This is a genomic window from Brucella sp. NBRC 12950 (assembly GCF_030268145.1).
GTDB lineage: Bacteria > Pseudomonadota > Alphaproteobacteria > Rhizobiales > Rhizobiaceae > Brucella.
In genome coordinates, this window is record NZ_BSQC01000017.1 from 1 (window position 1) to 12728 (window position 12728).

A 12728-nucleotide genomic window follows, 5' to 3' on the forward strand; every position below is an offset into this window, starting at 1 on the left:
CAATACGCCACGCAAATGTCTGGGGTACAAAACGCCTGCAGAAGTCTTTCGGCAAAAATTAGTCGCAAACAGACATCGTTATGCGTAAGCTCAAACGGCAAAAGTCGCGCTTCAGCATGACCTCACATTGGGTTGGGTCCGTTTGTGCGTGCTGTAACCGACTGACGACTGCGACGCCTGCTCTCTTTTGAAGAGCCAACCGATGTTTAACGCTGGCTCATAAACGAAACCGGATGAAACAGTGCTCATCCGGTTTTAGCCTAAGCTTTAGATCTTCTGCCCGACATCGATACGATTACCGTCCGGATCTTCAAACACAAAAGCCCGCAAGCCGTAATCCTTGTCCTGCAAGCCTTTTATGATCCGCATACCGTTCTGTTTGCAGATGTTGTGCAGAGCATCAACATTATCGACCAGCATATGTGCAATGTTGAAGTTTGCAGCTTTGTGATCTTTCTGCAGTGAAAGATGCAGTTCACCTTTCTCATTTCGGAGGATCATAAAGCCAACAGGATTTCCGTTTTCGAAGACTTTTTCGAAACCAAGAATTTCACCGTAAAAATGATAGGCTCGGGCCATGTCTTTGACAGGAATCATAGCCGCAATTCGTCCGAAACCGACATTCTGATTAGCGATATCGTTCATCGCATAACCTCTGTTTGCGAAGGCTCAATCTTCAGCCAGACGGTGCTTCTGAAAGAAATGCGCTTCAGTGTTTTTGTGAGAAGGACGGTGCCAACACATCTACATTTATGCTGTTTTTATCGGGATGGGAACTGTTTCCGTTTGATTGTAATCATTTCCCTGATGCTCCATTTCAATGTAGCTGCTGATTGTCGATCTAGGATCCCAATCTAAGACCAAAGCATGCGTGTAATAGTTGTCTGCTTAGGCTATTACCTCCATGCGCCGACTCCGATCGTCAGCCTAAGCGCTTCGCGTACCGGAGAGCGTTGTTTCCGGCCTAAAGCCGGTCTGCAAGGAAGGTAGATACCATGTTGGAAGCACGTATCAGGAACACGTCTCTGCGTGATAAGATCAACACTGCGGAAGAAGCAGCAAGCCTGATCAAAGATGGCATGATTGTCGGCATGAGTGGATTTACCCGCGCTGGCGATGCGAAAGCTGTCCCACTCGCAATGGCTGCACGCGCTGCCGCTGATCCATTTCAGATTACGCTGATTACCGGTGCCTCCCTTGGCCATGATGTCGATAAGCTGCTGACTGAAGCGCATGTTCTGGCGCGCCGTATGCCTTTTCAGGTGGATCGCACATTGCGTGCAGCGATCAACCGCGGCGAAGTCATGTTCATTGATCAACACCTGTCCGAGACTGTCGAACAGCTGCGCTCCAACCAGATCGGCCCTATCGATTATGCTGTGGTCGAAGCGCTGGCCATCACAGAGAATGGCGGCATTATCCCGACAACGTCGATTGGAAATTCAGCGAGCTTCGCAATTCTGGCCGAGAAGGTCATTGTCGAGGTCAACCTGAACCAGCCATTGGCGCTGGAAGGGCTTCACGACATCTATATTCCAACCAAGCGCCCTTCCCGTGATCCAATCCCGGTGACGGCTTGCGACAGCCGTGTCGGCCTGCCCTATATTCCGATTCCACCTGAAAAAATCGCCGGCATTGTTATTACGCATGAGAACGACAGCGCCTCAACGGTCGAACCTGCTGATGGCGAAACCGTTGCGATTGCGTCGCACCTTATCAAGTTCCTGTTGAATGAGGTCGAGGCTGGTCGTCTCGATCTGACGCTTAACCCGCTGCAAGCTGGTATTGGCACTATTGCAAATGCAGTTCTGAACGGTTTTGCCGAAAGCCCGTTCCATAATCTTCGCATGTATAGCGAAGTGCTGCAGGACAGCACCTTCGATCTGTTCGATGCGGGCAAGCTTGATTATGCATCCGGCTCGTCTATCACACTCAGTCCTACCTGCGGCGAGCGCGTTTTCAACAATATCGACCGCTATCGTGACAAGCTGATCCTGCGTCCGCAGGAGATCAGCAATCATCCGGAGGTCATTCGTCGTCTGGGCATTATTGGCATCAATACCGCCCTTGAGTTCGACATTTACGGCAACGTGAATTCGACCCATGTCGATGGCACCCATATGATGAACGGTATTGGCGGTTCCGGTGATTTTGCGCGCAACGCCTATATCTCGATCTTCGTGAGCAAGTCCGAAGCCAAAAACGGTGCCATATCGTCAATCGTGCCGATGGTGACGCATGTTGATCATACTGAGCACGATGTTGATATTCTGGTCACTGAACAAGGCCTCGCCGATTTGCGCGGCCTTGCGCCGCGTGAGCGCGCAAGCCTGATTATCAACAATTGTGCGCATCCGGATTACCGGGATCAGTTGAATGACTATTTTGGACGTGCCTGTGAGCGCGGAGGTCACACCCCTCACCTGCTGGAAGAAGCATTCAGCTGGCATAGCCGCCGCAAACAGACAGGCTCGATGCTGAAATAGTGGCTTGCTTGAAATTGGATGTATGAAACGGCGGCGGAAGCCGCCGTTTTGCTTTGCAATTAAGTGGAACCTTATTCTCATTGGAACGTTAACCGGCACATCATTTCTGCAAAGAAACGATGGAGATCGGGGACAGTCTCTGGCTTTATCGAGCCGTGCTTCCCAAGGTTTTGAAGACTGAATTCGGTGCAGCGATGGAACAGCCGCCGAGTGACACAAATAACAGCCGTTCCGGGAAGGGTCCGACTGCCTATGTCTATCCTCATTAGTCTGCTGATAACAATTCTGGTTATCTTCCTCGTTCTTTACCTTATCAACATGCTGCCGCTTGATGGGAAAGTGAAACAGATTGCCCAGATAATCGTCATTATTATCGGTATCATATCGCTTCTGAAGTACCTGGCAGTCTTCTAATCGCCCGCGATATCAAGATTTCAAAGCTGAAGGACGCCCAAAAGGCGTCCTTCAGTTGTTTTACGTTATTGATCGCCAACATCGTAAATTAGTAACGTGTTAAAAATTTCATCGAGTGTTATTTCTTTTAAAGATAGTTGTCGTAGAGCTAATCTATGAGTAATATATTTTGGCTGCACTACTTTAGATTGTGTCAATAATAGCACGCATATATAAAAAATTGCATAAGTGCAGGAACATGCCTTTAATCGCTAAAATGTTCGGCCTATAAGGCCCACGGCGATCAGGCCTGTTCACAGAGGGTTCAGAGACAGGCACCTAAAAACATCTTCATCGGGGTTTGGGGGAGTTCATCGGCATGAAGGCAGCTTTATGGAAGGCAGCGTTGATAACGTTGTCTGTTGTGCTGTTTTCCGTTGGCTCCAGTTTAGCCGTCGGATTCTTTTCCGGATCGATGCCGGGCGTTATTGCTATCAGCCTTAGCGCCGCTATCCCATTGGCCACGGCCTTCCCTTCACTTCTCTATATTTTTCTGCAGCATAGCAAACTTGGTGAAGCCTATACGCAGCTTGAAAAAGCGCATAGTGAGCTGCAGGCGCGCTCGCGCGTCGATCACATGACCGGGCTGCTCAACCGCGAAGCATTGTTTGATGCGATGAAGATCAGCCGTTCACGTATTGAAAGCGGGACGCTTCTCGTTATTGATGCCGATCACTTCAAAGCGATCAATGATACGTTTGGGCATAGCGTTGGTGATCGCGCACTCAAGCTGATTGCTTTTGCACTGCAGAATGTGACGCGTAAAGGCGATCTCGTAGGGCGTATTGGCGGCGAAGAATTCTGCGTTTTTCTTCCGGGTGCAACGGGGGAAACCGGTATTCGTGTCGCACAGAGAATACGCGCGGAAGTAGAGAACACACCATTCCACGCTACTGAATATCAGGTGTATCCACTGACGATCAGTATCGGTGTGGCGTCTGCACCGAAGAATGAAACCAACTCGCAGGTGTTAAGCCGCGCTGATCGTTGCCTTTATATGGCCAAGCAGCGCGGTCGAAATTGCGTCGTCTTTGATGAAGAAAGCGGTCGTATTACGAGTGCGTCCGTCGTTTCGATCACCAACGGACGCGAAGTCGCGCGCGGATAATTTAGTCCCAGGGCGTGACTTCTTCTTCGGACCAGCCGACAGGCACAAATCCCATCCTTTGATAAAGCTGTAATGCACGCGGGCTATCGAGCGTGTTGGTGTGGATAGCCACTTTCTGCGGGCTATGGGACCAGGCCGTGGAAATTGCTTCATTGAGGAAGAACTTACCCAATCCCCTGCCCTGATAGTCGGGAACCAAGCCGAAATAGAGAATTTCAGCCGTTTCAGGTAATGCAGACAAATCCAGTTCGAGAAGGCCAGCCGGGTTGCCGTCAGCGTAAAGAACGTGAATCTCGGCAGTTTCAGCGTGAATAGCCTCGGCCACTTCCGCATCGCTCTGCACGCGACGCATCATCCAGTGATGCTGGCGTCCAACCTGTTCGTAGAGATAGCGATAGAAATGCACCGGCATTTCGGTCGAGCGCATTATGGCAAGGCGCAGGCTGGAGGGAACCGGAACCGACAGCGCAGGACGCGCTGTCATTTCCAGATGGGTCACTCTGGCCATCATTTTTTCAGTCATGCTTATTCTGCTTCGCCGGTCACTACAGGCGTATCCTGCCTGCTGCCCCATTCACTCCATGAGCCATCATAAAGCCGATTGTCTTCATGGCCAAGCGAGGTCAATGCCAGGGTGATAACGGCAGCGGTCACGCCGGAACCGCAGCTGGTGACGACTGGTTTATTGAGGTCTACACCGGCACTGGCGAAGATTTCGCGAAGGCTGTCGAGGCTTTTCAGCTGACCGTTTTCAGACAGGGAACCGACCGGAACGTTGCGAGCGCCCGGCATGTGGCCGGAACGCATACCTTCACGCGGTTCTGCATCGCGGCCTGTGAAACGGCCTGCGGCACGCGCATCAGCAATCTGAGAGCTGCGTCCATCCACGATTTTGCTCATTTCGGCAAAATCAACGACCTTTGACGCATTGAATGAAGGCGTGAAAAGTGTTGCAGCAATTTTTGTGACTTCATCCGTGACGGGGAAGTTTGCTGCCTTCCAACCATCAAAACCGCCATCGAGAACCAGAACGTTCTTCACACCCATCACGCGGAACATCCACCAGACACGCGGTGCGGAAAACATGCCGGGGCCGTCATAGACCGCAATGGTTTCATCCGCCGTAATGCCCATTGCACCTACATGGCGCGCAAAAAGCTCCGGCGATGGCAAAGTATGCGGGAGACCCGAATCCTTGTCTGCAATCACATCCTGATCAAAGAAAACTGCGCCCGGAATGTGTGCTGCATCATATTCATCGCGCCCATTGCGACCGGCTGCGGGCAAATACCAGGATGCATCCACGATTGCGAGACCCGGCTCGCCCAGACGAGCTTTCAGATCATCGCGGGAGATAACAAATGCGCTTTTGTCGGACATGATTGCTCCTGAACTTAAACTAATGGTGCATTGCCAAATCGAATGCGGAAGCGGCGGTTTTCCTTGCCCTTCTTTTCGATTTTGCCGATGTGGATTTCACCCACTTCCTGCGTTTCAGAAACGTGTGTTCCGCCGCAAGGTTGCGAATCCACCGAACCATTTTCGCCGATAACCACCAGACGAAGACGGCCTGCACCCACAGGTGGGCGCACGTTCTTCGACTTCACAATATCCGGATTGGCCAGAAACTCTTCGTCGCTGATCCAGCGAAGCGTAACTGGATCATTGGCTTTCACCATTTCCATGAGTTTTTCGGTAACGGATTCCTTGGTGTAGCTCGCATCAGGAAGATCGAAATCGACACGGCTTTCCTCTTCACCAACCGCAGCACCGGTGATTGGAAACGGGCAAGCGACAGAAAGAAGATGGCAGGCTGTATGCATACGCATCAGCTTGTAGCGGCGCTCCCAATTGATATGCAGAACCAGCTTCTCACCAATAGCAGGGAGCGCCTGCCCTTCGGCAGGCACATGGACGATTTCATTTTTGCTTTCACCGGTCACGGTTGCAGCAATTTCAATACGTGAGCCATCGGCACGCTCAAAAAAGCCGGTATCTCCCGGCTGACCGCCGGAAGTGGCATAAAAATTTGTCTGATTAAGAATAATCCCGCCGGTATCTGTCAGGGCAATGACCGAACCCTCCGCGGTTGAAAGATATGCATCTTCGCGGAACAGAGCTTCAGTCTCGTATGCCATGATTATCCCTCGTACGGTATGTGAACATCAGTTTTCGTTTCCAACCAACCCGGCACAGGCAGATCTTTGCCGCGCAGGAAAGCAGGGTTGAACAGCTTGGACTGGTAACGATTACCATAGTCGCAAAGCACGGTCACGATTGTGTGGCCCGGCCCGAGATCTTTTGCAAGGCGGATTGCACCGGCAATATTGATGCCCGAAGAACCGCCCAAGCAAAGTCCTTCCTCCTGCACCAGATCAAACAGAATATCGAGCGCATCAGCATCGCCAACACGGTAGGAAAAATCGGGTATGAAACCTTCGAGATTGGCCGTGATGCGCCCCTGCCCGATGCCTTCAGTGATGGAATCACCTTCTGATTTCAATTCGCCCGTGGTGTAGAAGGAATAAAGCGCTGCACCATGCGGATCAGCGAGAGCGATCTTGATATCCGCATTCTTATCCTTGAGGCCGAATGCAGTGCCTGCAAGTGTGCCACCTGAACCTACAGCCGAAACGAAGCCATCGACCTTGCCATTGGTATCACGCCAGATTTCCTGCGCTGTCGTTTCAATATGTGCGATGCGATTGGCAACATTATCGAACTGATTGGCCCAGATTGCGCCATTGGGTTCGGTTTTGGCGAGTTGCTCGGCCAGACGCCCGGAAAGACGCACATAATTGTTCGGATTGCGATAAGGCGCGGCAGGAACCTCAATCAGTTCAGCACCTAGAAGGCGCAGTGCATCCTTCTTTTCCTGGCTTTGGGTTTCCGGAATAACAATAACGGTGCGATAGCCAAGCGCCTTGGCAACAAAAGTAAGACCGATGCCGGTGTTTCCTGCTGTACCTTCAACGATAACGCCGCCGGGCTTGAGCAGTCCGCGTTTTTCGGCATCACGGATGATGTAAAGCGCTGCGCGGTCCTTGACCGACTGTCCGGGATTGAGAAATTCGGCCTTGCCGTAGATTTCGCAACCAGTGATTTCAGAAGCCTTTTTCAAGCGGATCAGTGGTGTATTGCCGATAGCATCGAGTGCCGAATTGAGCATGGCTTCCGTTCCTTCTGGTTGACAGGAAACTATGTGGAAGCACGACGTTCTTCAAGCAAGCGGGGAATAATTTTCCAATTGAAATTGCAAGGACTAACTCACCAATCCAGCTAAAACGAAAAAACCGCCCCGTTAAGGGCGGCTTTTAGAAAAAGTAGTGCTGCGATTAAGCAGCGCGTTGGCCGCCACCGCCGCCACCTGGACGACGTTTGCGATGGAATGGACGCTTTGGCTTTGCTGCGCCTTCTGCACCTGCAGGCTTTGAACCTTGGGAAGTCTGGCCCGAACGATGTTCGCCAGACTTTGCCATCTTGTTTGCAGGACGGCGATGCTTCTGCGGCACAGAGTGCGAACCTGGCTTGCGGTCCGAACGTGGCCGGTCTTCTGCATCATCGAACTTTGGAGCCGGTGCTGGTGCAAGCTTAACCGGAGCTTCCTTGATGGTCAGCTTGTTACGCGTAACGCGTTCAACCGCGCGCAGCTTCGAATCTTCTGTTGCTGCATCGTAAAGCGTGATCGAAGCACCGCTTGCGCCGTTACGACCGGTACGGCCAATACGGTGTACGTAGGTTTCAGGCTCATCCGGCAGATCGTAGTTGACGACGTGGCTGATGCCCGGAACGTCAATACCGCGTGCGGCGATGTCGGTCGCAACCAGAATGCGCAATGTGCCATCACGGAAGCCGTTCAGCGCGCGCTGACGGGCATTCTGGGATTTATTGCCGTGGATCGCAGCAACGTCGAAGCCATCACGTTCGAGATGACGCACAACCGCATCTGCACCATGCTTGGTGCGGGTGAAGACGATGACCGACTTCATGCCCTTGTCGCCCAGAAGTCCGGAAAGCAGACGGCGTTTTTCCTTGGTTGGAACAGGATGCACGACCTGCGTGATTTCAGCAGCTGTCGTACCCTGTGGAGCAACTTCAACGCGAATTGGATCGCGCAGCAGGCTCTGAGCGAGTGCAGCGATTTCCTTTGGCATGGTTGCCGAGAAAAGTGCTGTCTGACGGTTCTTGTGCGTGCCCTTGGCAATGCGCTTCACATCGTTGATGAAGCCCATGTCGAGCATACGGTCAGCTTCATCGAGAACCAGCCAGCGGGTTTCCGACAGATCGACGCAGTTTTCGCGGACCAGATCGGTCAGACGACCCGGCGTTGCAATAAGAACGTCCACGCCACCCTGCATACGCTTGATCTGGCTCAGGCGTGACACGCCGCCGAGAACAAGTGCGGTGGAGATATGGGCCTGCTTGGCGACAGTGCGGATTGTTTCTTCAATCTGCACGGCCAATTCGCGAGTTGGTGCGAGGATCAGCGCGCGTGCGGTCTTGCCCTTGCGCTTGTCACCAAGTGCGATGATTTTCTGCAGGATCGGCAAGCTGAATGCAGCGGTTTTGCCAGAGCCGGTCTGTGCGATACCCAGAATGTCGCGACCTTCCAGCTGGTGCGGAATAGCCTGTGTCTGGATCGGCTTTGGCTCGGTCATGCCAGCAGCTTCAACGCCTTTGAGCAACACGCCGGTAACGCCAAGAGCGGCAAAGCCGCCGGTGTTTTCAGTAGTCAATTTAAACTCTTTCGGCGGCACCGCAAAGTTGCGGTCCGCTTTAAAACTTCGGACAAGCGCAACTTGCCGAACGGGAATATCTTGGATGTACGACGGGACGCCGGAATACTCCGGTCGACTTGCGCTGCCGTGCCCGAAACCAGTCGGGTCTCCCCTGCTATCAGACCATTCTGACTGCAAGAGGCGAGACGCAACAAGTCCGATTCCGGGAAGGCTGAAATTGTTCAGCCCATGCGCCTAAGCCGCCATATGGGGTATTATGCCCCAAAAAGCAAATGAATTTTGCCTTTAGTTCAATCAGATGATGAAATCTGCCAGCACCTGATTGTCGGTAATATCCTGATAAGCCCAGCCTGCTTCCGCAAATTTCTTTTCGAGAATTTTGAAGTTTGCAGCGTCCTTGGTTTCAATACCGATCAGCACAGAACCGAAATTGCGTGCAGATTTCTTCAGATATTCAAAGCGTGCAACGTCATCTTCCGGACCGAGCAGATCAAGGAATGAGCGTAGCGCACCGGGACGCTGCGGGAAGCGGAAGATGAAATATTTCTTGAGACCTTCATAGCGAAGCGCGCGTTCCTTCACGTCTGGCAGACGCTCAAAATCGAAATTGCCGCCGGATACGACGATGACAATGCGCTTGCCTTTGAGTTCGCTTTTCTTGAAATCCTTGAGCGCATCAATGCCGAGCGCACCGGCAGGCTCAAGGACGACGCCCTCAATATTCAGCATCTCGACGATGGTTGAACAGAGGCGATTTTCCGGAACCGTGATGACAATATTTTTGTCGAAGCCTTTGAGAAGCTTGAAGTTTTCCTTGCCGATCTCTGCGACGGCTGCGCCATCGACAAAATTATCGACTTGGCTAAGTTTGATACGTTTGCCTGCTTCAAGGCTGCCCTTGAGGCTTGCAGCGCCCTGTGGCTCAATGAAGCGATAGGCAGTCTTCCAGCCCAGAGCAGTGAAATATTGTGTCACGCCGCCCGAAAGGCCGCCACCGCCAACTGGAAGGAAGACAAAATCCGGCTTCTTGCCATCCGGCAGCTGTCGTTCGATTTCGAGCGCAACAGTCGCCTGCCCTTCGATGATGCCTGCATGGTCAAATGGCGGCACCATCACGCCTTTATTTGCCTCTGCATATTCTTGCGATGCAGCATAGCAAACATCGAAAATATCGCCGACGAGCTTGATTTCGATAAATTCCGCACCGAAAGCACGGGTCTTGTCGATTTTTTGCTGTGGCGTTGTTACAGGCATGAACACCACGCCCTTGCGACCAAAGTGGCGACAGGCGAAGGCAAAACCCTGCGCGTGATTGCCAGCCGATGCGCAAACGAAGACCGCATTTTCGTCAGCAGTTTTTACCGCGCGCGAAATGAAGTTGAAGGCGCCACGTATTTTATAAGAGCGAACTGGTGTCAGATCTTCGCGTTTGAGCCAAATTTCCGCGCCGTATTTCCGTGAAAGATAGTCATTGAGCTGCAAGGGCGTCTCTGGAAAGAGCGCGCGCATGGCAGTTTCAGCTTGAGCTACGGCTTTAACGAAGGCGTTCATCGGTCAGCTTTCTGCATTCATAACAATATTTGCGCATGGCTACATGGCTTTGAGAGCGCAAACAAGCTTGAAACGATAAACTTGAGTAAAATTGTAATGTTTTATCTAGGAGAATGGGTGGTGCGGTCGGCGGGACTTGAACCCGCAAGCCTAAAAGGCGACGGATTTTAAGTCCGTTGCGTATACCAATTTCGCCACGACCGCAGCTGAGGAATTCTATGTCATGATTTGTGAAGCAAATTCAAGCTGTTTCCAGCGTTTTAACAACTGGATTTAATGACAGTGGAAATTGTCGCGAGAGTGCCGCCGAAAATATTCAACAAATTACCCGCAACGATTTCGGAGAATGAAAGTTATAGTGAAAACAATCAGTCGCATGCGGGGTCTCCAGTTTGAAAAACACAGAAAACCAGTTGCAGCATTCTTCTGCCGGGGATTAACTGTGCATACACAGAATGGAGTCTGGGCATGACGAATACCCCGCAGCAGGCCGTTACGGCTGCAATGCTTGCCATCGGCGATGAACTTCTCTCAGGACGAACGAAAGACAAGAATATCGGCCATTTAGCTGATGTTTTGACAACTGCCGGCATTGATCTCAAAGAGGTCCGGATTGTGCCTGACGACGAAGATTCGATCGTTTCTGCACTCAATGCGTTGCGGCCGGGCTATGACTATGTATTCACCTCCGGCGGCATCGGTCCAACCCATGATGACATCACTGCAGACGCCGTATCACGCGCTTTTGAAGTGCCATGCATTTATGATGAAAAGGCGATGAAGCTGCTGGGCGACAATTACGCCAAGCGTGATCTGGAGTTTACGGACTCACGCAAGCGCATGGCGCGTATGCCGCAGGGCTCGGAACATATCGACAATCCGGTATCCGCTGCGCCCGGCTTTCATATCGGCAATGTCTATGTGATGGCTGGCGTGCCGTCTGTGTTTCAGGCGATGCTCGACAATGTTCTCCCAACCTTGAAAACTGGCCGCAAGCTTTTGTCGAAGGCCGTGCGCTGCCCGTTTGGTGAAGGCGTCATTGGAGCACCGCTCACCGCGATCCAGAAAGAGAATCCTGAAACGATCATCGGGTCTTATCCGAAGTTTGAAAATGGCCGGTTCAGTACGGAACTGGTGGTGCGCGGCAGTGATGTCGCCAAGATCGATATTGCTGTTGCTGCAATCGAAGCGATGATTACAACGTTGCAAAATCAGGGAGCCGCTTGAAATCGGGTGGTTTTGCCTGCTCGCGCAATCGCATTATATGCTAAAATAGAAGTATAGCCGGAAGGAGATCTGATATGTCCTACAAGACGGTGGTAGCCTATTCCCGCAGTGAAGCCGAGTTGAAGCGGGTTCTGTCTGCAGTTGGGCTTTTGATGCGAAAGTTTCCCGACATTCACGTCATCGGACTTTACTCTATTCCCTCTCCTATTGTGTATGCGGACCCGAACGGATTTATCGATCCGGGCATGTTTGAGCTGCACGACAAGCAGCACAAGGAAATCTCCGAGAGGCTACAAGAACGCTTTGAGGAGGAAATGCGCCGTCAGGGTGCAAATCATGAGTTCCGCATAACCCGTTCGGAAACCGGAACGGCAGCTGATGGCGTTCTCACATCCTGTCTTGGTGCGGAACTTCTTGTGGCTGGGCAGCCAGATCCTGAAGATGCGGCAACTAATGACGAAACGGCGGATACGCTGGTGTTTAATTCCAGCTGCCCGGTTCTTCTCGTTCCGCACACACCCGTTATTGCAATGGAAGCGTTGGACCGCATTGTTGTGGCATTTAATGGCAAACGCGAGGCGGCACGCGCCACTTTCGACGCGCTTCCTTTGATGAGGAATGCAAGCCGAACTGAAATTGTCTGGATTGATCCGCCTGAGCGCGAAGGTGAGGATGAAGCACTTGCAGGTAGCGATCTTGCTGAATCCATTTCTCGTCATGGACTTGCCGTAAGCGTAACGCCACTGGCATCTCATAATCGTTATGCGCAGGATGTCTTGCGAGAACACATCATAGCGCAGCGTGCCGACCTGTTGGTCATGGGCGCCTATAGCCACTCAAGGCTCCGTGAGCTGGTTTTCGGCGGTGTTACCCGCGCCATGCTCAATGACCTCCCTATCCTCACGCTTTTCTCGCGTTAGAGCGGTTCCAGTTACAGCGGTTCCAGTTAAGAATGAATCGTTAGAACCGCTGTAACTGTTTGTTTTTACGCATTATCCGACGCAAAACCGCTTCACACTTTTGCTGGAAATGCTGTAATACTGAATCATTGGAACGGTCTTTTTTGTTTTATCGCATTATCCCACGCAAGACCGCCTCGCACTTTTGCTGGAAATGCTCTGAACAGTTGCTTGATACGCCGATTTTGATCGGCGTATCATTTTT

General features: G+C 51.9%; 11 protein-coding genes, 1 tRNA gene and 1 pseudogene. 5 read left to right on the forward strand and 8 right to left on the reverse strand.

Translation table 11 applies throughout. The features are described 5' to 3' along the window. Positions 1-267: 267 nt before the first annotated feature. Positions 268-645: a VOC family protein gene (locus QSJ70_RS23145; RefSeq protein WP_215776475.1), complete on the reverse strand. Its 378-nt coding sequence runs from the start codon at positions 643-645 to the stop codon at positions 268-270. 350 nt (positions 646-995) lie between these two features. Between QSJ70_RS23145 and scpC the strand changes: the two genes are divergently transcribed. The 3 genes from scpC (at position 996) to QSJ70_RS23160 (ending at position 4047) form a co-directional block, all read left to right on the forward strand. Continuing rightward, positions 996-2486, forward strand: coding sequence for a succinyl-CoA:acetate CoA-transferase ScpC (gene scpC, locus QSJ70_RS23150; protein WP_285540034.1), 1491 nt, complete (start codon positions 996-998; stop codon positions 2484-2486). 252 nt (positions 2487-2738) lie between these two features. Next, the gene (locus tag QSJ70_RS23155; protein WP_007875014.1) at positions 2739-2900 is read left to right on the forward strand and encodes a Thivi_2564 family membrane protein; all 162 of its coding nucleotides are present in this window, start codon (positions 2739-2741) and stop codon (positions 2898-2900) included. 358 nt (positions 2901-3258) lie between these two features. Beyond that, complete coding sequence (locus QSJ70_RS23160; protein WP_007875013.1) at positions 3259-4047, forward strand: GGDEF domain-containing protein; 789 nt, start codon at positions 3259-3261, stop codon at positions 4045-4047. Between the two features lies 1 nt (position 4048). On the opposite strand, the gene QSJ70_RS23165 is transcribed toward QSJ70_RS23160, so the two are convergent. The 7 genes and pseudogenes from QSJ70_RS23165 to QSJ70_RS23195 form a co-directional block, all read right to left on the reverse strand. Further along, a complete protein-coding gene (locus QSJ70_RS23165; protein ID WP_112812765.1) occupies positions 4049-4570 on the reverse strand; it encodes a GNAT family N-acetyltransferase in 522 nt (173 codons plus the stop codon). Positions 4571-4572: 2 nt separating this feature from the next. After that, complete coding sequence (sseA, locus tag QSJ70_RS23170; RefSeq protein WP_285540037.1) at positions 4573-5427, reverse strand: 3-mercaptopyruvate sulfurtransferase; 855 nt, start codon at positions 5425-5427, stop codon at positions 4573-4575. A 14-nt stretch (positions 5428-5441) separates the two neighbouring features. After that, a complete protein-coding gene (locus QSJ70_RS23175; protein ID WP_064320629.1) occupies positions 5442-6185 on the reverse strand; it encodes an alanyl-tRNA editing protein in 744 nt (247 codons plus the stop codon). Between the two features lie 2 nt (positions 6186-6187). Continuing rightward, positions 6188-7216 (reverse strand): cysteine synthase A, encoded by a 1029-nt coding sequence (locus QSJ70_RS23180; protein ID WP_215776471.1) that lies wholly within the window; start codon positions 7214-7216, stop codon positions 6188-6190. 166 nt (positions 7217-7382) lie between these two features. Next, positions 7383-9011: pseudogene (locus QSJ70_RS23185) on the reverse strand (DEAD/DEAH box helicase). Between the two features lie 69 nt (positions 9012-9080). Then, entirely contained in the window at positions 9081-10337 is a 1257-nt protein-coding gene (ilvA, locus tag QSJ70_RS23190; protein ID WP_007875007.1) for a threonine ammonia-lyase IlvA, read from the reverse strand. A gap of 118 nt (positions 10338-10455) precedes the next feature. Further along, positions 10456-10541 (reverse strand) — tRNA-Leu (locus QSJ70_RS23195). Positions 10542-10805: 264 nt separating this feature from the next. Here QSJ70_RS23195 and QSJ70_RS23200 point away from each other — a divergent pair. Beyond that, positions 10806-11564, forward strand: a complete 759-nt coding sequence (locus QSJ70_RS23200) for a competence/damage-inducible protein A (RefSeq protein WP_215776397.1) — start codon at positions 10806-10808, stop codon at positions 11562-11564. A gap of 74 nt (positions 11565-11638) precedes the next feature. Next, the gene (locus QSJ70_RS23205) at positions 11639-12484 is read left to right on the forward strand and encodes a universal stress protein (RefSeq protein ID WP_105518531.1); all 846 of its coding nucleotides are present in this window, start codon (positions 11639-11641) and stop codon (positions 12482-12484) included. Positions 12485-12728 lie beyond the last annotated feature (244 nt).